General features: G+C 45.5%; 20 protein-coding genes. 9 read left to right on the top strand and 11 right to left on the bottom strand.

The genetic code is table 11. From position 1 onward, the window contains the following. Window positions 1-56 precede the first annotated feature (56 nt). Window positions 57-986 carry a lysophospholipid acyltransferase family protein gene (locus J8N69_RS00900; protein ID WP_168822016.1) on the bottom strand — a complete coding sequence of 310 codons (930 nt, stop codon included), beginning with the start codon at window positions 984-986 and terminating at the stop codon, window positions 57-59. Next, on the bottom strand, window positions 979-1,689 hold the full coding sequence (locus J8N69_RS00895) for a 3-deoxy-D-manno-octulosonic acid kinase (protein ID WP_168822017.1): 711 nt from the start codon (window positions 1,687-1,689) through the stop codon (window positions 979-981). Before J8N69_RS00895 ends, J8N69_RS00900 begins: the two co-directional genes overlap by 8 nt. A gap of 108 nt (window positions 1,690-1,797) precedes the next feature. Between J8N69_RS00895 and J8N69_RS00890 the strand changes: the two genes are divergently transcribed. After that, window positions 1,798-2,856 (top strand): glycosyltransferase family 9 protein, encoded by a 1,059-nt coding sequence (locus J8N69_RS00890; protein WP_168822018.1) that lies wholly within the window; start codon window positions 1,798-1,800, stop codon window positions 2,854-2,856. 57 nt (window positions 2,857-2,913) lie between these two features. Here J8N69_RS00890 and J8N69_RS00885 read toward each other — a convergent pair whose 3' ends face one another. Further along, a complete protein-coding gene (locus tag J8N69_RS00885) occupies window positions 2,914-3,873 on the bottom strand; it encodes a hypothetical protein (protein WP_168822019.1) in 960 nt (319 codons plus the stop codon). 205 nt (window positions 3,874-4,078) lie between these two features. Between J8N69_RS00885 and J8N69_RS00880 the strand changes: the two genes are divergently transcribed. The 4 genes from J8N69_RS00880 (at window position 4,079) to ppnP (ending at window position 7,484) form a co-directional block, all read left to right on the top strand. Continuing rightward, the gene (locus J8N69_RS00880) at window positions 4,079-4,624 is read left to right on the top strand and encodes a DUF1285 domain-containing protein (protein WP_168822020.1); all 546 of its coding nucleotides are present in this window, start codon (window positions 4,079-4,081) and stop codon (window positions 4,622-4,624) included. A gap of 86 nt (window positions 4,625-4,710) precedes the next feature. After that, window positions 4,711-6,054, top strand: coding sequence for a DEAD/DEAH box helicase (locus J8N69_RS00875; RefSeq protein ID WP_168822021.1), 1,344 nt, complete (start codon window positions 4,711-4,713; stop codon window positions 6,052-6,054). A 137-nt stretch (window positions 6,055-6,191) separates the two neighbouring features. Then, window positions 6,192-7,097: a transcriptional regulator GcvA gene (gene gcvA / locus J8N69_RS00870; protein ID WP_168822406.1), complete on the top strand. Its 906-nt coding sequence runs from the start codon at window positions 6,192-6,194 to the stop codon at window positions 7,095-7,097. A gap of 96 nt (window positions 7,098-7,193) precedes the next feature. After that, entirely contained in the window at window positions 7,194-7,484 is a 291-nt protein-coding gene (gene ppnP / locus J8N69_RS00865) for a pyrimidine/purine nucleoside phosphorylase (RefSeq protein ID WP_211084795.1), read from the top strand. Window positions 7,485-7,555: 71 nt separating this feature from the next. Here ppnP and J8N69_RS00860 read toward each other — a convergent pair whose 3' ends face one another. Together J8N69_RS00860 and gloB are read right to left on the bottom strand one after the other, a co-directional pair. Beyond that, the gene (locus tag J8N69_RS00860) at window positions 7,556-9,217 is read right to left on the bottom strand and encodes a lytic transglycosylase (RefSeq protein WP_168822022.1); all 1,662 of its coding nucleotides are present in this window, start codon (window positions 9,215-9,217) and stop codon (window positions 7,556-7,558) included. Between the two features lie 54 nt (window positions 9,218-9,271). After that, on the bottom strand, window positions 9,272-10,045 hold the full coding sequence (gene gloB, locus J8N69_RS00855; RefSeq protein WP_168822023.1) for a hydroxyacylglutathione hydrolase: 774 nt from the start codon (window positions 10,043-10,045) through the stop codon (window positions 9,272-9,274). A gap of 101 nt (window positions 10,046-10,146) precedes the next feature. On the opposite strand from gloB, the gene J8N69_RS00850 reads away from it, so the two are divergent. Genes J8N69_RS00850 through dnaQ form a run of 3 tightly spaced genes read left to right on the top strand, consistent with a single transcriptional unit; the run spans window position 10,147 to window position 12,037 of the window. Beyond that, on the top strand, window positions 10,147-10,887 hold the full coding sequence (locus J8N69_RS00850) for a class I SAM-dependent methyltransferase (RefSeq protein ID WP_168822024.1): 741 nt from the start codon (window positions 10,147-10,149) through the stop codon (window positions 10,885-10,887). After that, complete coding sequence (gene rnhA, locus J8N69_RS00845) at window positions 10,884-11,327, top strand: ribonuclease HI (RefSeq protein WP_227803934.1); 444 nt, start codon at window positions 10,884-10,886, stop codon at window positions 11,325-11,327. Before J8N69_RS00850 ends, rnhA begins: the two co-directional genes overlap by 4 nt. Next, window positions 11,324-12,037 (top strand): DNA polymerase III subunit epsilon, encoded by a 714-nt coding sequence (dnaQ, locus tag J8N69_RS00840; RefSeq protein ID WP_168822025.1) that lies wholly within the window; start codon window positions 11,324-11,326, stop codon window positions 12,035-12,037. The genes rnhA and dnaQ overlap by 4 nt, the downstream gene beginning before the upstream one ends. An 87-nt stretch (window positions 12,038-12,124) precedes the next feature. On the opposite strand, the gene dapA is transcribed toward dnaQ, so the two are convergent. Further along, the gene (dapA, locus tag J8N69_RS00835; RefSeq protein WP_168822026.1) at window positions 12,125-12,997 is read right to left on the bottom strand and encodes a 4-hydroxy-tetrahydrodipicolinate synthase; all 873 of its coding nucleotides are present in this window, start codon (window positions 12,995-12,997) and stop codon (window positions 12,125-12,127) included. 411 nt (window positions 12,998-13,408) lie between these two features. Between dapA and J8N69_RS00830 the strand changes: the two genes are divergently transcribed. Further along, window positions 13,409-14,032, top strand: coding sequence for a LysE family translocator (locus J8N69_RS00830; RefSeq protein WP_168822027.1), 624 nt, complete (start codon window positions 13,409-13,411; stop codon window positions 14,030-14,032). A 133-nt stretch (window positions 14,033-14,165) separates the two neighbouring features. Here the strand turns inward: J8N69_RS00830 and J8N69_RS00825 are convergent, their stop codons facing one another. From J8N69_RS00825 to J8N69_RS00805, 5 genes are all read right to left on the bottom strand, one after another. Further along, entirely contained in the window at window positions 14,166-16,781 is a 2,616-nt protein-coding gene (locus J8N69_RS00825) for a cyclic nucleotide-binding domain-containing protein (RefSeq protein WP_168822028.1), read from the bottom strand. Between the two features lie 26 nt (window positions 16,782-16,807). Beyond that, complete coding sequence (locus J8N69_RS00820; protein ID WP_168822029.1) at window positions 16,808-17,416, bottom strand: flavin reductase family protein; 609 nt, start codon at window positions 17,414-17,416, stop codon at window positions 16,808-16,810. Between the two features lie 183 nt (window positions 17,417-17,599). Further along, window positions 17,600-18,256, bottom strand: coding sequence for a putative 2OG-Fe(II) oxygenase (locus J8N69_RS00815; protein WP_168822030.1), 657 nt, complete (start codon window positions 18,254-18,256; stop codon window positions 17,600-17,602). 40 nt (window positions 18,257-18,296) lie between these two features. Continuing rightward, window positions 18,297-19,328, bottom strand: coding sequence for a DNA polymerase III subunit delta (holA, locus tag J8N69_RS00810; RefSeq protein ID WP_168822031.1), 1,032 nt, complete (start codon window positions 19,326-19,328; stop codon window positions 18,297-18,299). A 70-nt stretch (window positions 19,329-19,398) separates the two neighbouring features. After that, entirely contained in the window at window positions 19,399-19,914 is a 516-nt protein-coding gene (locus J8N69_RS00805; RefSeq protein ID WP_168822032.1) for an LPS-assembly lipoprotein LptE, read from the bottom strand. Between the last annotated feature and the right edge of the window lie 26 nt (window positions 19,915-19,940).

Here is a 19,940-nt window from a genome sequence, read left to right as displayed (position 1 = left end):
AGACGCCATGGCGTTTTAATAAGCCACTGGAAGTTTGCGCTTCCAGTGGCTTTTTTTCATTTGCCGTAAGGCGATGGATCACCGGCGATAGGTTGTGTTTTAAAGCGTCTGTGCGACCAAAAGTACTGTTCTTTTTTCGGTTCAATAACGGCTTCCATTAGTTCATTTATTCGAGTGGCGTTTTCTATATCATCCTGACTTGGGTAGTTTTCCACTTCGACCAGTCTAAGGTGGTAACCGTTTTTTGTTCGGCCATAGTCATATAAAACGACAGGGGCGTTTGTCATCTTAGCGATGCGACCAATGTGCGCAATAGTGGCGCACTGACGTCCATAAAATGGCGCAAATACGGAGTTTTTCCGGCCGTAGTCTTGGTCGACGGCGTACCAAACCGCTTTGTTCTGTTTGAGCGACTTGAGTACTTCTCGCATGTTCGTTCGCTCGATCGTTTTGGAAAAAATAGCCCGGCGTTGTCTTTCCATGACCCAGTTCATGACGGGGTTGGTTTGCAGTTTATAAATGGGGTGGACATCCATAAAGTGTGACATTTGACCGCCGCAAATATCGAGAGGGGAAAAGTGTCCACTGATTAATATACAGCCTCTGCCTGTCGCCAGAACTTTGTCAATGACGTCTTGCCCTTCAAATGTGGTTCTTGATTGGAATTTTTCTTGATTTTGGAACCAAGAGGTAAAAGTCTCAAGAACGCCAATTCCCATGCTCTCAAAATGCGCTTTGGTGAGTTTTTTTCGCTCAACAGAGGGCATATCTGGATAGCAAATTTTTAAATTTACCTCGCAGATGTGACGACGTCTTTTGGCGATGAGGTGTAGCGCACGACCAAGGTATTTGCCTAAGCCTTGTTGCAGCGACCATGGTAAGAAGCTTAAAGCATAGGCGATGCCCATGGCGCACCATGTTAGCCAGTGTTTTGGCCCAAGAAAGTGGGTGATGCTTTGGTCTAATGTTGAGGTTTTTTTAGCCACGGTAGCCTTCCATAAAATCGCGCCACTGCGCGTCAGAAACAATAAAGTGTGAGTGTAGATTGGATTCTTTGTCCAATGAGCGTTTCAATCTATCTAGGTTGTCTTGTTGCCATTTTGGATTTGGCGGCCTTTGTTCGCATTTATCAAAGTCAATCAGCCACACCTTGTCTTGTTGATCTATCATGATGTTGTGGCAATTTAAGTCTGAGTGATAAATGCCATTGTCATGGAAGCGTTTAATCACGGCGCCTATTTCTTTCCAGTTTAATTTATGGCTATGGCCACTTTTAAGAAGGTCAAAAAGGTCGTTTGCATTGTCAATGGTGGCGGTTAGTAGCTCGGCTTGATAAAAGCCTTTTTCGAGCCTGTAGATACCGCCAATAGGGCGAGGAACCGGCAAGTCAATTGAGCGCATGTGCTCTAATAAACTCAGTTCAAGCCAGGGGCGAGTGTGTTTTTGCCCGGTGTAAAAAAACTGGCTTTTATTGAATTTGGCAATCAGTCCACCGCGGCGGTAGCGTCGAATGACAAATTTTCCAAACTCGCTGTCGATGAACCAAACGGCGCCTCGGCCATTTCCTGTGCCAGCCAGTGCATGCTGTGATCGCCAGAATTCAGGGTCGAACCAAGCGTTTGATAGCGGCAATGTAGGGTCGCTTTTTAGCAGTATGGTACTGGGCGATATTTTGATGGTTTGTGGCATTTTGCTCGCTTTAGTAAGAGGCTCTTTGTAATGTCGACAAATGTGGACACATTCAAGGGTGACTATTCTATAATACTTGCCGAGTTTAAGCAGCCCTAAGAGGAAGACATGCAACAAGAGCCCATACAGCAAGAACCAACAAAAAAGCATACAGTGCAGGGTAATCACCAAATTCAGCATTTGGCGGTGGTTCGCTTATCGGCGTTGGGGGATGTGTGTCATGCCATGGCGGTGGTTCAGGCTATTATGATATCCAATCCGTCTATGCAGGTAACTTGGGTGACATCGCCTTTAGAGGCAAATTTAGTGCGTTTGCTCAAGGGTGTTCGAGTGGTTGAATACGATAAAAGAACAGGGGTTAAGGGGCTTTTGGCGCTGCGCGCTTTGTTAAAGGGGCAGACGTTTGATGTGTTGCTGCATTTGCAATGGTCTTTAAGAGCGAGTTTGGTGTCTCGGATGCTTAGCGCAAAAAGACGTATTGGTTTTGCTTTGTCCCATTCTCGTGAAAAACAGCATTGGTTTGTCAATGAATATGCGCCAGAACCCCAAGGTGAACATGTGCTTGATTCCTTCTTGTCGATTGCCAGTGTGTTAGGGGTTACTGAGCCTAGTCTGCCTTGTGAATTAAGCCTGCCGGAACGGAATATTGCGTTGCCTGATCGCTATGTGGTGATCAACCCATCGGCGTCTAAAGCAGAACGCAATTGGACGCTAGAAGGCTACCAAGCGGTATTGGATCGTGTGTTGATGAAAGGGCTTTGTCCTGTGATGACCGGTGGTCCATCGAAAGATGAGCGGGCGTTTGCTGAGCAAGTGATTGCCGATCGGACTGAACAGGTGATTAATCTCGTCGGTAAAACGCCGCTGGATGCGATGTTGTCCGTGTTAAAGGGCGCCGCTTTGGTGATTAGTCCTGATACGGGCCCGGCTCATATGGCAACATTAGTGGGCACGCCAGTGCTGGGGTTGTACGCGCATTCCAATCCTGAACGAACCGGGCCATATCGTGATTTAGCTAACGTGGTGAGTGTGTACGAGGAGTTGGTGGTGAAGGAACATCAAAAACCTATCGCACAATTGCCTTGGTCAACACGCGTGCATGACCCGAAGGCCATGCAACATATTTCTATTGAGCGGGTGTTGGCGGTGTTGGATACGCTTATCTAGTCAGGCGATTTAACTCGATGATTTAACTAGGCGATTGGAATAGAGAATATGACCACGCTATTTAGTAAGCGACTGCTCAGCCAATTTAAGATCTAAGGTCGCCTTGAGCAGTTTATACAGTCGAATAGAAGCATCGATCTCTTCTTTACGGTTGGTTAAGCTTTCGATATTTAAACCCAGCGGAACGCCAAGCGGTAACGCCGTTTCAATGATTTGCTCTAATGCATTACGACAAATTTTGATGGATTCGTTTAATGGCGCTTTGGCATCCAGTATACGGTGTTTGGTTGCATCGGGTACGGAAATCCCCAGCCACTCCATAAATTCAAGGGTTTTTGCACTGCCGCATGGCGTAAAGGTTAAAATGATACGCTTTGGTGCTTCGCCTTTTTCTTTGCAGCTTCTTGCGTAACGGCTGATTAAGTCGGCGGTTGCTTGGTGGTTATAAACCGCCTGTGAAATAAAGAACTCGCAGCCGGACTCTGATTTTTTCAACAGACGTAAATGCTCGTCGCCTTTTTTCGCGTGACGCTCCGCAATGGTGACGCCACCCAGATTAAATTCATGAGGGGAGGCTTTTAAGGTGTCGTAGGCTTGTGGCAATGGCAGTTTGATATCGCCATTTGAAGACGGTGAACCAACCAAGACTAAATCGCGGATGCCATATTGCTCCCATGCTTCTGTTAACCAGCCAGCAAAAGCTTCTGGGCTACGAGATGAAACAGATTTGTAGGTAATGACCGGCTTGCCAGATTGTTGGTGAAGACGCTTTGACCAAGCTCGTGGGTCGTGAGTTTCCATGAAAGGAAAAGGGCGCGGCTTGTCAATGCGACTGGTTTCGTCTTGAATATCATAAACGATTAGACCATCGACCTCGATGTTACTAAGGCGCTCAAGTAGTTTTTCACTGACTTGTTCTAATTGCTCTTCCTCAAGCGACGACTTGGGTGGCGTGGTGCCAATGAAGTAAACACCTCGACTAGGGTCTTGAAACTTGCTTGCTAATTCCGATTTCATAATGTCACACTCTATGTAGACGAGGCAGATAGTATTGAGAAAAAATTGTTCTGCGTCTCGTGATGTTTGTTTGTTGGGTCTATTCTAACAGTGAAATGAATTCAAGGCTTTGTTTAGAAGTTGAATATAATTGTAGATGAAGTGAGAGGCGCTAATCTTATTGGTGTGATGAAAAGGTTGTGCTTGGCTGTAAATGGGAAGAATTATGTCAAATATCGAATTAAAAGGCTTTTCTGCCGCGTCATCTGCTGGCTTGCCGCCTGTCCATACTTGGTCTCCCCCTTTTTGTGGTGACATGGACATGGTGATTAAAGCGAATGGCGAGTGGTTCCATGAAGGCAGTAAAATTAAACGCCCTGCCATGGTGACTATGTTTAGTCGTATTTTGTGGTTTGAAGCGGGCGAATACTTTCTGGTGACGCCGGTAGAAAAGGTACGGATTCAAGTCGAAGATGCGCCGTTTCTGGTAACGGGTTGGCAGTGGATAGCAACAGAACAGGGCCGAGCGATTGAGTTGGTGACGCAAACAGAGGATGTTGTCGTGCTGGGGGTTGACTGTGATTTTTGGATGGCATCGTATCAGCAGGAAGAGCGACCTTATGTTTCTATGCGCTATGGCATGAGCGCTCTAGTAGGGCGAAATGTGTTTTATGGTATTGCTGAAAGTCTTGAACAGGTTGTGACATCCGAAGGCGTTGGAATGGGCATCATAAGTGCGGGTAAAAGCTATCTTTTAATCAAAGATGAGTGACGAATTTTGATGTGTCTAGGTTATAATGCGCAGATTAGACGCGACGCTTTGTTTGTGTAGTATGTTAGTTTTGAAGGGGTAGTTGTTTGTTATTCGAAGAATTTGGTTTTGATAATCGCATTTTAAAGTCCATCGGTCATTTGGGTTTTGATGAGGCGACTGAGATTCAAGCTCGCGCTATTCCAGAAGCGATGGCGGGGCGAGATTTGTTGGCGTCGTCAAAAACAGGTTCAGGAAAAACACTTGCCTATCTTTTGCCTGCCTTGCATCGCGTTTACAAGAAAAAAGCCTTGTCTAAACGTGATCCTCGTGTGGTGATTTTGGTGCCAACACGTGAGCTAGCCAAACAGGTTTTTGGTCAGTTGCGCCTTTTATTAGCGGCGACTCGTTTTACCTCCATTCTTATTCAAGGCGGTGAAAACTTTAACGATCAGCATAAATCATTGCAAAAAGACCCGCATTTTATTGTGGCAACGCCAGGTCGTTTAGTTGATCACTTAAAGCAGCGTCATGTTTTTTTGGAAGGGCTTGAGTTGCTTATTTTGGATGAAGCTGACCGCATGCTGGATTTGGGTTTTGCCGAGGCGATGCGCGCCATAAATGCTGCGGCCAGTCATCGTCAGCGTCAGACCTTGTTCTTTTCCGCTACCTTAGATAATACCAACGTCAGTGACATTGCCGGTGAACTATTACGCGAGCCGTCTCGTATTGCTATCGGCCAAGGCTTTGATGAGCACTCAGACATTTCTCAGCATGTGTTGCTGTGTGATCATTTAGACCATAAAGAAGCCTTGTTAAAGCATTTATTGTTGGGTCAGACCATTAAGCAGGCCATTATTTTTACGGCAACAAAGAGTGATACCGTACGTTTGTCCGAGATCATTGCTGGTTGGGGCTTGAGTACTCAGGCTTTGAACGGAAATTTGTCTCAAAGTGCGCGCAATAAAACCATGGAAAGCTTTGCCAAAGGCCAGTTTGATGTCTTGGTCAGTACCGATGTGGCGTCTCGTGGCTTGGATATTGCTAGAGTGTCTCATGTCTTTAACTTTGATTTACCAAAGCAAGCAGAAGAGTTTGTCCACAGAACAGGGCGTACAGGTCGTGCGGGGTTTAAAGGCGACGCGTATTCTTTGGTTGGTCCAAAAGATTGGCTGAACTTTAAGGCGATAGAGGCGTTCTTACAAAAAACCTTTACCACAGAAGCTATTGAAGGGCTTGAGCCTAAGTTTAAAGGCTTGCTTCCCGCTAAGCCGGTTCGTCAAGAAAGTAAAAAAAGCAGCGCCAAAGCACCCACTAAAGCAGCAAAGAAAACTCATAAAAAACCCGCTGGTAAAGCTCGTTTTCATGATAATCAGCAAGATGGTTTTGCCGCCTTTACCTTGCCCGCTAAGCGTTTTGAAACAAAAAATACTACCGGTGATGAGGAGTAGTTGGGGAGCGCGTTTTTGTATGTTGGCTCTTCACTGTGGCGCTTAATAAGTGTGCTAGGTAATTTGGTTTTATTAATTGACAGATGAACCATATTCACGCTATTGGTTAATCTTTCTTATCTGTTGGAGATGAGCTTATTAATCGTTTACCCCCATTAAATTCATTAAGGTGTTTTGAGTCCGCTGCGCGTCATGGCAGTTTCAATAAAGCAGCCAAGGAAATGTCTGTTACGCCTTCTGCGATTAGCCATCAAATCAAAGGGCTGGAAAGTTTTCTGGGCCTTGAGTTATTTCGACGGACTAAGCGCAAAGTTATATTAACGGAAGCTGGGGAGTCTTATTTAAAGCCCATTAAGAGCATTTTTGAGCAATTGGAAAATGCCACGTCAGAGCTGAAAAGTAAGCAAAAGTCAGGGTCTCTTCGATTGGCGGTTGCCCCAGCGTTTTTAACTCGATGGTTAATGCCGAGGATGGAGCGTTTTCAAGAGCGTTACCCTGATATCCAGATCGAGATTAGTTCGTCTACTGGTTTAATCGATTTTGCGGCCAATGATGTCGATATGGCGGTGTATTTTGGCAGCGGTGATTGGGAGGATGTGGAAGCCTATTATTTGCGTCCTGCTCGTCTTGCGCCAGTGTGTAATCCACGATTGATTAAGCCCGAACAGCCGATAAATAAGCCAGAAGATATGCGCTTTTACCCCTTGCTACATGTCACTAAACGCAAAGACGAATGGCATGATTGGTTGCAGCAACATGACCTAGATCCTACGTTATTTCGTCGGGGCCTGATGTTCTCAAGTGGCTCGTTAACGGCTGGCGCGGCGGCACAAGGGTTGGGGATCTCGCTGACGGATCCTGAGCTGATTGCGCCAGAAATTGAAGCTGGCACGTTACAAGTATTGTTTAATCAGCATCTGATTACGAATCGATCTTTCTATTTAGTCTATGAAAAACGTCGCTCAGTTACTTCAGCTATGTCGGCGTTTAAAGAGTGGATTATTGAAGAGATGGTGGGCAACAAGCCGGACAGCACAATATGATGTTGTGACCTGTGATGGCTGAGGCTCTGCTAAGGCGTTATTAAAGGTCTTTAGCCTGTTTTAAAGTGTATTTTAATGTCAATTAAGAGTGTCGATATGAGCAAAGTGTTAACAGTAAACAGCTATTTTGATGATCAAGTTAAATCCATTGCATTGAATAACGCGGAAGGTACTTCAACCGTTGGCGTTATGGCAATCGGGGAATATGAGTTTGGTACCAGTCAGCGAGAATATATGACCGTTGTATCGGGTGCGTTAACCGTTAAGTTGCCCGCACAAAGTGAATGGAAAACCTTTGCAAAAGGGGAGGTTTTTATTGTCGAGGCGAATCAAACCTTCCAGTTAAAGGTAGAAGAAACAACAGCCTACCTTTGCCGTTACGAATAAAGTTGTTGATTTGATACAAAAAAAGGGCTGATTTGATCAGCCCTTTTTTTTGGTTTTATTCTGCTGTTCGGTTAACCACCAACAACATTGACCAGTAACGTTACCCTGTCTCCAGGTTGAACGTATTTTTGGCTGCTGACTTTAGGGTTCCATTCTTTAATGTCGTTGACCGACACTTTGAATTTGTTGGCAACCAGTGCCAGAGACTCACCGGAGCGAATGGTATAAATGACCTTTTTCATTACGCTGCGTGTGGTATTTTCTGATTGTTTAGGTTCTAGCCATACAACCAGTTTTTTACCGGGTATAAGCGGGTCGGCCAACCCCATGTTGTTCCAACGAGCGAGCGTTTTACTGTTGATGTCATACTTGTTTGAGATCAACCACAAACTGTCGCCTGGTTTAACGGTATGGTTTATTTTGATGCGATTACGGTTAGGGGCTCTGGACTGTTTTGCCAGTAAGCGCTGGTGTGAGCTTAGTGTGTAGCTTTCTATGTCATTGCCTGCTACCGGAATCATGAGCTCTTGCCCGACTCGTATCATGGTCGAGGAGATTTTATTCACCTCTTGCAACACGTTTACCGTGGTATTGTGCTGTTTGGCGACCAGTAGCAAATTGTCACCAGCTTTTACGGTGTAACGAACCCAAGTGACTCGTTCTTTGTTGGGGATCTCCGCTAGCTTTGTTCTAAACTGTTTGGCCTTTGAGATGGGCATTAGCAAACGGTGTGGGCCATCTGGAGAAGTGGCCCATTGATTAAAGCCCGGATTTAACAAATAGACTTCATCAATACTGATGTCTGCCATTTCTGCCGCTTGAGCAAGGTCAAGCTGACCGCCGATATTGACGACATCAAAATAAGGCTTGTTTGGAATGAAATACGTCGAGTAATTGTATTTTTCTGGATTTTTGATGATTTTAGCCAGCGCGATGAGCTTTGGAACGTAGGCGCGTGTTTCTCTCGGTAAATCCAATGACCAAAAATCGGTTGGCTTGCCCGCTTTTTTGTTTTTTCTGATCGCCCGCATCACGGTGCCTTCACCGGAATTGTAAGAGGCCAGAGCGTGTAGCCAATCACCGTCAAACATTCTGTGTAAGCGCGTTAAGTAAGCAATAGCGGCTTGTGTTGAGCCAATGATGTCGCGTCGACCATCGTACCACCAAGTCTGATCCAAGCCATACATTTGCCCTGTGGATGGGATAAACTGCCAAGGCCCAGAGGCGCGGCCATGGCTATAGCCGAAGGGGTCAAAGCCACTTTCGACGATGGGCAGTAGTGCGATTTCGGCGGGTAGTCCGGCTTTTTCTAGTTCGCTGGTAATATAGTAAAGGTAGCGCTCGCCTCGTTTAGAGACTCGATCCAAATACGACGGGTGAGTACTGAACCAGCGCAACTGAGAGGACAGTCTAGGGCGATCTATGTCCAAATTAAGTTGGTAACCTGAGCGAATTCTGTCCCAAAGATCTTCTGGCGCTTTGGGTTTACTTGCTACCACCGCCTTGTCGTCTGGTGTTTGTTCTGCTGTGTCATCTGTCGCTGCGTCGGTTGTATCAATAGGTGGAACCGTATCGATAAACCCTAAATGCTCCGTGTCTGCTTCCACCACTTCAGCGTCTTCTACAGACTCTGTTAGGTCCATTGAGGCGTTGTTTCTTTCTATATTAGACGTCGTTTGGCAGGCACTTAAGATTAGGCTGGCAAGGCAAATCCAGGCAAATTTATAGGTCATGAAGATCACAAGGTTGAGTAAAGTTTGGTCATTTTAAGGGTGTGGCGCGCAAGGTCAACTAAAACTGTCTTTCGCGCGTCTTACTTGGCTAAAGCTGGCCGTCGGATTATCCGCTGGATCTTCGTTAAGTTGTTGTGCTGCCTGATTTTTTAAAGACTCATTATGGGTGCGCAAAAAAGGATTAGTTTTTTTCTCTAGGCTAAGTTTTGTCGGCACTGTGGGTTGATTGCTGGCGCGTAGTGCTTGGCTGGTGCGCTGACTGCTAATGAGTTCGTCATTATTCGGTTCCAGCGACAGTGCAAAACGATAGTTGGCCAGCGTATATTCATGTGTGCAATAGATCTGTGTGTTGTCTGGTAGGGCGGCGATTTTATTCATTGCCGCCAACATCTGTTCGGCATTACCTTCCATAATGCGCCCGCAACCTCCTCTGAATAAGGTGTCACCGCTAAACAGTATAGGGTGCTCGGTTGGTGAAAAATAACAAAGATGGTCAAGCGTGTGTCCAGGTGTTGCCAAGACGGAAAAAGTACGTGAGAACACGGTCACGTCGTCGGCCTCATTGACAGGGTGAGTGACCAGTTCTGTTAAGTGTTTTGGCCCATAAACGACGCAGTTTGTGCGTTGTCTTAGTTCGGCTACGCCACCGGTGTGGTCCTTGTGGTGATGAGTGATTAAAATACCCACGAGGTTTTTGGTGTGTTCATGGCAGTGCTGCAAAACCACATTGGCATCACCTGGATCGATGGCCCAAATGTCTGAACTATCTTTGTCTTGGATTATCCATATATAATTGTCATGGAAAGCGGGAAGCGGAAAAATAGTCATAGGTTACCTACATTTTTATATCAGGTTGCTGTATTTTGTATGACGCGCTCATAATAAGAATAAAGGCAGCGTCCTGTCGTTTTACACAGAGAATTCATTGTATGTTGGATGATCAATCAAGACAATTTTTTCAGAATTGGTATAAAAGTGATCTGGGACGCAGTGTTCTAGCATTGGAGCTGGCAGAAATGGCGGCTGAGATTGACTCTACAGTAGGTTATTATTTAGTCATTCAGTCGCCTTTAAAAGATATTAAGTTAGAAAAACATCGCCTGCGCGAGAGCATTTTGATTGCGCCTTTATTAGAGTTTGGTGCGCCTTGTCATACGGTTGTGGCAAGAGCGAGTGAGTTACCATTTGAAGCGGATGGCGTGGATGTGCATATTTTTCATCACGCGTTGGATATTTCTGCGATGCCTCATGATGATTTAAGGGAAGCGGCCAGAACGTTATTGCCAAGTGGGAAGTTGATTATTGTTGGTTTTAACCCTTGGAGTTTATGGGGGCTGTGCCGAGTGTTTTCCAAGCGTATTAAAGCCCCTTGGTGTGGACAATTTATTGCCCATCAGCGCTTAGAAGATTGGTTGAAAGTAGCGGGATTAACCTTAGAAACAAAGCGTTTTGTATACTACGACCCCCCCTTGCAAAGCAGCAAATGGCGCTCCCACTTCCAATGGCTTGGTAAGGTGCTTAGGCCACTCAAATTGCCCTTTAGCGGCGTGTATGTCATGACGGCAACAAAACAGGTGAAGCGTCATATTCCATTAAAACCTCGTTGGTCAGGGGCGCGGGTTCGAGTTCCCCCCTTGTCAAAACCAACCGTAAAAGAGATGAAAGAGTGAAAAAGGTAATTATGTACACAGACGGTGCTTGCAAGGGAAACCCCGGCATCGGAGGTTGGGGCGCTTGGCTGGCTTTTGGTGAGCATGAAAAGCGCTTGTGTGGCGGTGAGCAAAACACGACCAACAATCGTATGGAATTGATGGGCGCCATAGAAGGGCTGCGAGCGTTAAAGGAAAAATGCTCAGTGACTTTGTATACCGATTCGTCCTATGTACAAAAAGGCATTACCGAATGGTTGGCTGGTTGGAAACGCAAAGGCTGGATGACGGCATCGAAACAACCCGTAAAAAATAAAGACCTTTGGCAAGCCCTAGATGAACAGTGTCAGCATCATGAAGTGACTTGGAAATGGGTAAAGGGTCATGCTGGTATTGAAGGCAACGAAATCGCCGATCAATTAGCCAATCAGGGCATTGAAGAATTAAGGGCGGCATCATGAGGCAAGTCATTCTTGATACTGAAACAACAGGCATTGACCCTAAACAAGGGCATCGTATTATCGAAATCGGTTGTGTGGAAATGGTGGGGCGCAAGTTCACCAAGCGCCACTTTCATGTGTATATTAACCCTGACCGAGAAGTGGAAGAAGAGGCCTTTCGAGTACATGGTATCAGTAATGAATATCTTGCTGATAAACCTCGCTTTCATGAAGTGGCACAAGACTTTTTTGATTTCATTAAAGGTGCAGAGCTAATTATCCATAATGCACCTTTTGATATTGGCTTTATTGATCATGAATTTGCTCGATTGGGCGGTTATCCTAAAATAGCCGAAGTGTGTGGTGTTTTTGATAGCTTGGTGTACGCGCGTAAAAAACACCCTGGACAAAAAAATAACCTAAACATTTTATGTCGACGATATGGCATTGATAACTCGCATCGAGAATTACATGGGGCCTTATTAGACGCGGAAATTCTGGCCGATGTTTATCTATTGATGACCGGGGGGCAGACCAGTTTAGGTTTGGCAAACAGCGCAGACTCTGATTCGAAAGAGGATGGCGGAGTCGAGGAGGTGCGTCGCTTCACTGCTGATCGACCTAGTTTAAAAGTCATTAAAGCGTCTGATGATGAATTAACCGCCCACGAAGAGCGTTTGGACTTAATCGATAAGCAGTCAGGCCAAGCGTTGTGGCGCATAAAACACTGACATCTAGCCGACAGTTTGTATTTTTTAACATCAGCCCCCATCGTTGAGCTTTCAAGATGGGGGCGTTTTTTTGTAATCGAGTCGCGTTTAAATAAGCTCCAGTTCCTCCATAATACGACGAATGGTTGCTTTGGTGCTGTCTTGTAATGGCACCATTGGTAAACGACATTCTTCTGTGCAAAGACCTAGCAATGACATGGCGTATTTGGGGCCTGTGGGGTTAGGTTCAATAAAAAGAGCATTATGCAGAGCAAACAGCTTGTCCTGTAATTGTGCTGCTTCGACATATTTGCCTTCGCGACATAAACGTTGTAACTCTACGACCTGTTTTGGTGCCACGTTAGATGTGACCGAAATACAGCCGTTGCCACCCCCTATGTTGTAAGCGACGCTGGTAATATCGTCACCGCTTAAAAAATTAAAGGGCTTATTAATGAACGCCCGCTCGCGAATCGGCCGAGTAAGGTCCCCCGTTGCGTCTTTTACACCGATCACTCTGGGCAATTCCGCTAACCGAGCCAAGGTACTAACCTCTAAACCGACCACAGAGCGTGGTGGAATGTTGTAAAGAATGATAGGCAGCTTGCTGTTGTCATGGACGTACTTGAAATGCTCATACAAACCCGTTTGGTTTGGACGATTGTAGTAGCCTGCGACGTGCAAGGTAGCGTCTGCACCTGCTTGATAAGCGTATTCTGAGTAGTTGACCGCTTCAACTGGGTTATTTGACCCGGCGCCCGCTAGCACAGGAACGGCTTTATTGGTTTCTTGTACGGTAATTTCAATCACACGTTTGTGCTCGTGCTCGCTCAAGGTGGGGGATTCGCCGGTGGTGCCAACAGGCACTAAACCGTTGATGCCTTGATCGATTTGCCAACGTACAATGTTACGCAAAGCGTCTTCGTCTAATTGACCCTGACGAAATGGAGTGATTAATGCAGTGATTGCGCCGTAGAACATGTTTTAGCCTCGTTTAGGCCGGTAGGCATTCTGCTGCGAAGAAGGGTAAACCGTCAGCGAGAATGCTGCCGGGGAATGGTTTGTCTCTTAGTTCCACACGTCAGCGCCGCAAAGCTTTTTTGCTTTACGTTTATCGCCGTTACGTTTATTTAAGAGAATGCTGTTCATAAAATAAAATCTAGTGTATTTGCGTTAATGAGTGTCTTTATGCTGACCTTTTTTTAAATAAAGGTCAATAGGATGGCAGGCATTTTGTTGCGTCGAGCTGAATTTAAGTCTGACCCTTAATTAGGTCCGATTGTTAGCGTTGAATTCGATTTTTAACGTTGGATTAGATAGTATACGGTGCGATTTTATCGCCCCCCAGCCTCCTGATATTAATGAATTTATGTTTAAAAGTAGTGAGAAAATATGGATATAGCGACGTGGCTTTCTTTGGTAGCGGTTTGTGTGATGGGGGCGATTTCTCCAGGGCCAAGCTTGGCGGTGATTATACGAGTGTCTGTGTCTCAGTCTGCTCTGCACGGCGTACTTTCTGCTATTACGCATGGGTTAGGTATTGGTTTTTGGGCTTTTTTAACACTGCAAGGCTTAGCAATCTTGATGAACAAATACCAAGACGTTTTTGCGCTGCTAACCGTACTTGGTGGTTGTTATCTTGCGTGGCTTGGCGTCAAAGCATGGCGCTACGCAGGACAAGGAAAAGAAGCACAAGCGGAAGGCGTACCTTCTTCCTATTGGGGAGCGGCTCGTGATGGCTTGATGGTCTCTTTAATGAATCCGAAAATCGCCCTGTTTTTCTTGGCGTTGTTTAGCCAGCTAATTCCCAGCAATATGGATGCGTTGATTAAACTTCAATTGTGGGCAACCGTTTTTGTGGTCGATACTGGCTGGTACGTGTTGGTGGCTCTGCTTTTGGCGGGTGGCCCTGTACTGGCATGGTTGCGCCGTCATATCGTTTGGGTGGATAGAGGGATGGGGAGTATTCTTATTTTGCTCGGCTTAAAAGTGATTGTCGGTACGCTTTTTCCATAAAAAAACGCTCTGATTGAAGTCACCCCCAATAGTTGGATAACCAATATTGGGGGGACTTTTTATGGTCAGTACTTTTATGTATCAGTACTTTTATGTATCAGTACTGTTATGTATCTGTACTGTTAGACAGCGGCTACTTTTGGAAAATAAAATCCTCCGTTTCAAGCAGTCGCTTAGTCCAAAGCGCATAGGCTTTGTGATTTAAATGCAGTCTGTCGCCTTCAAATAAGTTTTCTTGTATCTCGCCATGCTTGTCTAATAGTGTCGCGAATAAGTCCACATACTGTGTATTAGGGCGTGTCTGAGCCAGGCGCGCCAATTGCTTGTTGGCAGTCTCAATGGTATGGCGCATTTTGATGCGGGCTGGGCTGCATTTTATGCTAATTAGCGTGACAGGAATGTTGGGCAGGTGCTCATCAATTTTCTGTAAAAGCTCAATATACAGTTCAACTACCTTGTTGCTGTCACAGTGGTTGCCAATGTCGTTATCACCCGCATAGATGACCAATGAGCGAGGCTTATGAGGCAAGATAATACGTTCAAAGTAGTACACGCAGGCAGCTAAGGTTGCGCCACCAAACCCTAGATTAATGCCCTCTTTGTCTCGGAAGTGGTGGGCAAAATCGTTCCATAGACGCATGGTTGATGAGCCGTAAAACGCCACGGGTTGTTCTTTGTATTGCTGGTATGCAAGATGAAACTCCAGCTCTCTTACGTCAGATTCAAATTCAATATCAATCTGGTTTAAACTCATGACGTTAGAGCGGTAGCCATTTTTGCCGCTGAATATAGGGTATTGGCGTATTTCTCTGGATAGCTCAACGGCTTCATTGACGTAGCTTTTGTATTCCTCTTGATAGGTGACGAGGAACTGATCCAAGGCTTTTTTGTCGTTTACATCCACTCGGTCAGACAATTTAAACGCGGGTTTTATGATCACGGTATAAATGTTGTGGTCGGCCCGTTTGTCGAAGTTGGCGACAACGATGGGGACGATCCAAGGCTCATCGCTTCCCATCGAACCTGCAACCTCAAAAACATGAGGCAATAATGGGCCGGGCGATTGATGGGTGCTGAAACTTTGCCCTTCTGGAGAAATTAATAATGGAAAATTTTGTCGCAACGTGGCTTGAGATTGTTGAATGAAATCCTCGTATTCTGGCGTGTCTCTGGTGAGGTTTTCCCAGCTATCAATAAAAATGTTGCCGAATTTTTCATAGAAGTCATCACGCCAAAACTCACTTTCTTTACTGCGACGTACAACGCGCTGGCCTGAAACGCCGTACTCGTTGTCTATTACCATGGTGCCAATGAATTGAGCGTCCATGGAGAAACGGAAGCCATTGGGTAAGCGATTGGTAGGAGAGCCAAGCAGGTGATTATAAATAAACACGGAGCCGGCTTTTTTGGGTAAGTTTTCTAGTCCCTTGATAACATAGGGAACTTGCTGAAAAGCTTGTTTAAACAACTCAGAAGCCAACCGTCGTGCATCCAGTGCGGGGGTGTCTTTAGGAAGAGTATTAATGGTGTCATAGACATTTTGCAAATGACGATAAAAAGCATTTTCGCGTTGTAAGTCTTTTAAAATGTCTAAACACATACCAGAAATAGTGCGTTCTAGTACGCAGCCAAAATGCAGGCATTTATACAGCACGCCAAATGCTTCGTCGGTTGTAATCGCGCTCTTGAGCAGTTCGCTGACTTTATACAATGGTGAGCTAACCGGCAACAGGGCTGCATTTTGCTCTATCACGTTACTGACGGCCAGTACTTCATCGTTGGCGATCTGCGACAAATAACGCATTCTGGCCGCTAATAAGTGTGTTCCTATGAGCCAAATCAGTCGGTATAGATATTTGACCAAAAATTTAGGGTTGTCAGCGAATATTTCCAATAGATCATCTCGTTTGATAAACAAAATGCTGCTGTCTCTGGAAGAGATAATCGATGTGCGATTCTTTAGCGTGTTATTTTTTGTAGCCCAAGCCAGCACGGTACCGGCACGGGAGATGGTGCGCGTGGTAATAATATCGCCAGAATCGGTTTGATAACTGACAACCACCTTGCCTTTAATCAGCAGATATAGGCCACCCGCGGGCTGGTCTTGTTGGCTTAAAATATCACCTTGATGTGCCAATAAAATCGATGATTTTTTCGCCAGTGTGTGTATTTCTGCTTGGGTGAAGGTTTCGCAAAAAGGCGCATAGTTGAGCAAACTGATGGCGTCTTTAAGTGCGTGAACTTGTGTCTCAGAGTTAATCAGCGGGCGAGTCTCTTCAAACGCCAAGGTCTCGTTAGAAAAAAACGGCCGTGTTTGGTTCTGTATGTCCGTAAGAACGGGTAAAGATTCTTGATAAACAAACTGTAGAAATTGGCTGGCAAAGAGTAAATTGGCGTCGAGTATTTTTTGTAACGCGACCAGAGGCCAGACCAGTAAAGTCGAAGATTTGGTGGCCGTAAAGGTGGTTGCATAGCGAGAAGGATGTCGAAACGCAGACCAGCCAACCGGAGAAAATGGGTTGTTTATTAGACCAACATTGTAAGATGTTCCTGTGTCTTGTAGCGGCACGGAAATGGCAATTTCGCCTTCAATCAGAAAGTAGAGGTGTTGGCCTACTTCAAATTGCTTGGCTAATATGTCCCCAGCTTTGAGTGTCTTAATGTTGGCAATGTCGATCAGTGATGACGCTAATTCGTCATCAGCGTCAGCCGTAAAGGGAAAAGCTTGTACTTGTTTTGTGACGTCCATTTTTAGTACCCCAAATCTGTATTGCCCTAGTTAGGACGTTTGATCGTTACTGTCTCGCCTAAAAGGGCGTAATCATTGCCACCTAGTCGTGAAAGCGGATTGAGTTTTTTGTTATCGATGAGAGTGCGATCACCTACTTCTGTTATAAGGTTATCATCAATATATGCATCCAATATTTCCAAATAAATCGCATTAAACGCTGAATTACCTAATGTGTGTAGGTCGTACAGTTTACAGTGGAGAGCGACTTTTGCTTCTGTGATACGAGGCAATGTCTTGGTGAAATCAGTCAGTGACAAACCCGCTCTGGGGAGTTCAGATTCATCATAAGATAACGTCGCCGCACTTTCGTTAACCGCGTTTATTAAATCCCCACTTGGAATATGCAAAACACATTCCTTTTCTCGCTGTAGATTGTATTTCGTGTCTTTGGCAACGTCGTTTGCTTTATTGCCAATGGAAACCATTAAAAGCGCAGGGTCGGAAGAAATAGGGGCAAAATACGAAAAAGGCGCAAGATTGTAACTCGCGTTTTCGTTTTTGGTCATTATCCATGCAATGGGTCTTGGCGTAATGGTTTGGGTGATCAGGTGATAGCGCTGGTTGCCGCTGAGTTGATCAAACTGGAAACGCATAGGCTTCTCCGTGATTGTGAAATATTACTTGTTAAATTACTACAAATAGCCGTCTGTTGTGAATGTTTGAGTGGAAACTTATGACATTTATTGTAAAAGAAAGAAGCAAAGAGGGGGCCGGATAGGCGGGCCAACGCCATTCCTTAGAAGGCTCGTGGGGGAAAGGCGCTGACGGTTTTTGTCTTAGTAGGCTTCGATAATACTGTTAAAAGCAATAACAACACGATCTTTGTCGCCAAAATAAGGCAAGGCAGAATGCTTTAGATAAGATGGAAAAATAACCACTTGGCCATCGGTGGGGGTGAAGTCCCAAACCCCATGACCGCCAAGGTAAGCGGTGCCAGGGTCCGCATAATGTTCCGCATTGACTCTTGGATCATAAAAGCGATTTAGGCCGCCATTGCCTTCGATATTGGCATCTCCTGGTTCTAGATAATAGATGCCACACCACGAACAATTTGGGTGAGAGTGAGCGTCATGGTAGCCGCCTTTTTGCGTGACGTGGTACCAAGATTCAATAATATGTGCGTCAGCTTGCGTATCTTCCGGCCAAAACGCCTGATTGACCGACGCGGCAATCTCTAGAATCAACTCTTCTAAAGCGCGTTTGGCTTCCATTACATTGGCATCGGCAAGCTCCAAAAAGTCCAATCTACTTTCATGCAAAGCGTGTTTGGCTTTGGGTGCAATTTGGCTCTCAATGGCCGTGGTTTGCAGGGCTTTTTGTTGATAGACCGCGGCGAGCAGCGCCTCTTTTAAAAAGTCGTGGTCGGGCATTTGAGTGACAAACAGTGGCGTTGTCCAAACATTAATTTCTTCGATAATTGAGGTGTTAGTCATGGTTTATGTCTACCAAAAAGAGCGGGATAAGGTGTGTAGGTTACGCTGGAATGTCCAGCTCTGTAATCGTTGGTTTGTAGCCACAAAACATCATCACTAGATTACGAAAACCGGTTTCGCTGTTTGGGCCTTCTAGCCCCTTGATGCTTTTATCGATCAGGGCGAGATAGTTTTGCATATAAGGAAGGGTGATCTTGTTGTGGCGCGATAGGGCGCTTTCATAAAAGGGGACGCGCTTGTCCCAAATTCTTTCGTTTTGGCAGGCTTGTCTAAAACTAGAAGACTGCATGCTTTGCAGTAAGTTGGCCAGAGTTTGAATTTCTCGATTAAACAGCCAAAGAATAATGCTGGCTTCCATGCCCTCGCCAATAAGTTGGTTAAGACAGTGCATAGCGTCTTTGGTTTTGCCCATTAAAAGACGGTCACTGAGATCATAAATCGAATAGCGGCTGCTGTCGGCAACGGATTCGACGACTTTCTCGGCATCAATCTTGGCGCCTTGTCCGTGCAATAACGCCAGTTTTTCTAATTCTTGGGAAAGGGCAAGCAGGTTACCTTCTCCACGCTCGCAGATGATACTGGCGGCATCACGGGTAAGTGAAAGGTCGAGGGCTTGCGCTCTTTGCTGCACCCAAGCGGGCAGACGGCTTGAATCAATCGGCCAAATTTGTACGAAGACACCTTGGGATTCCAATTGCGTGAACCATTTTGCTTTTTGGGTTCGCGCGTCAATTTTAGGCAAGGTCAATAAAATGACATTGTCTTCACTTAGAGACTGACCCAATTGCGCTAGGGCTTTGCTGTGTTTTTCGCCCATTTTATCAATTTGAATGTCAAACATACGACGCGTCGAAAACAACGACAGGCTTTGGTTTTCATTGATGACGTCTTGCCAGTCGAACTGCGCATCGGCCACAAAACGTAGGCGTTCGTCTATGTGATGAAATTGAGCGGCTTTGCGGATTTGGTCCGCGGCTTCTTGACACAACAAAACCTCGTCCCCCGAAATAATATAAATCGGCGCGAGGTTTTTTTTGAGCTGCGGTGGTAGTTGTTCAGCTCTAACTTTCATCGTGCAAAGGTCTCATGGTGTGGTATTTGTCTAACTCTACTGTGATTTAGAATGTGACTTAGAATGTAATTTAAAGTGGCGCATAGTTGAGGTCATAAATAAGCTGCTTGGCTAGTTCTTCTGCCATGATTTTGACCTGATCCTGGTTGTAAGATGCCTTGGCGCTTTCTTCGGCATTTTGATTGCTGAGTGTTTTTGTTGTGCTAATAGTGCGTGGGCCGTAGACAGATTTGCCGTCTGCTTGACGGATAAAATAGACGCTGCTTAAACGACGTTGGAGCTGTGAAATATCGTTGTTGCCATCTCGAGCCAGTTCTGTATCGGCTGTGGTGATGGGGTTGATTTTTAGGTTCAGAGTGTCTGCTGTGGCGTTGGTTTTATTGATAATCACAATGCCCGCTTTGCTTAAAACACCGCGTAGCGATCTATCAAAATGATCTGAGCCACTGTCTGATGTTAGGGTCAACACCTTGAGTTTGGCAGGAAGGGTGACATCACCTCGCAGATGGAAGCCACAAGCGACAACACTTAGGGTGAGTAAGGCGAATAAAAATAAGCGAGTAAAGTGTGTCAATGTGGCTGTCATATTGGTGATCTCTGTAAGGTAGTGAG

The sequence above is a fragment of the Marinomonas profundi genome, from assembly GCF_020694005.1.
Lineage (GTDB): Bacteria > Pseudomonadota > Gammaproteobacteria > Pseudomonadales > Marinomonadaceae > Marinomonas > Marinomonas profundi.
The sequence above is the reverse complement of the archived record's forward strand: the minus strand, read 5'-3'. Positions and strand labels throughout refer to the sequence as shown.

Excerpts from the sequence above, each read along its gene's own strand:
- J8N69_RS00820 (WP_168822029.1), bottom strand. The coding sequence starts at position 17,416 with ATGCGTTTCCAGTTTGATCAACTCAGCGGCAACCAGCGCTATCACCTG.
- gloB (WP_168822023.1), bottom strand. The coding sequence starts at position 10,045 with ATGACTATTTTTCCGCTTCCCGCTTTCCATGACAATTATATATGGATA.
- J8N69_RS00805 (WP_168822032.1), bottom strand. The coding sequence starts at position 19,914 with ATGACAGCCACATTGACACACTTTACTCGCTTATTTTTATTCGCCTTA.
- J8N69_RS00880 (WP_168822020.1), top strand. The coding sequence starts at position 4,079 with ATGTCAAATATCGAATTAAAAGGCTTTTCTGCCGCGTCATCTGCTGGC.
- dapA (WP_168822026.1), bottom strand. The coding sequence starts at position 12,997 with ATGTTCTACGGCGCAATCACTGCATTAATCACTCCATTTCGTCAGGGT.
- J8N69_RS00885 (WP_168822019.1), bottom strand. The coding sequence starts at position 3,873 with ATGAAATCGGAATTAGCAAGCAAGTTTCAAGACCCTAGTCGAGGTGTT.
- J8N69_RS00890 (WP_168822018.1), top strand. The coding sequence starts at position 1,798 with ATGCAACAAGAGCCCATACAGCAAGAACCAACAAAAAAGCATACAGTG.
- J8N69_RS00825 (WP_168822028.1), bottom strand. The coding sequence starts at position 16,781 with ATGGACGTCACAAAACAAGTACAAGCTTTTCCCTTTACGGCTGACGCT.
- J8N69_RS00860 (WP_168822022.1), bottom strand. The coding sequence starts at position 9,217 with ATGACCTATAAATTTGCCTGGATTTGCCTTGCCAGCCTAATCTTAAGT.
- holA (WP_168822031.1), bottom strand. The coding sequence starts at position 19,328 with ATGAAAGTTAGAGCTGAACAACTACCACCGCAGCTCAAAAAAAACCTC.
- J8N69_RS00830 (WP_168822027.1), top strand. The coding sequence starts at position 13,409 with ATGGATATAGCGACGTGGCTTTCTTTGGTAGCGGTTTGTGTGATGGGG.
- dnaQ (WP_168822025.1), top strand. The coding sequence starts at position 11,324 with ATGAGGCAAGTCATTCTTGATACTGAAACAACAGGCATTGACCCTAAA.
- ppnP (WP_211084795.1), top strand. The coding sequence starts at position 7,194 with ATGAGCAAAGTGTTAACAGTAAACAGCTATTTTGATGATCAAGTTAAA.
- J8N69_RS00895 (WP_168822017.1), bottom strand. The coding sequence starts at position 1,689 with ATGCCACAAACCATCAAAATATCGCCCAGTACCATACTGCTAAAAAGC.
- J8N69_RS00850 (WP_168822024.1), top strand. The coding sequence starts at position 10,147 with ATGTTGGATGATCAATCAAGACAATTTTTTCAGAATTGGTATAAAAGT.
- J8N69_RS00815 (WP_168822030.1), bottom strand. The coding sequence starts at position 18,256 with ATGACTAACACCTCAATTATCGAAGAAATTAATGTTTGGACAACGCCA.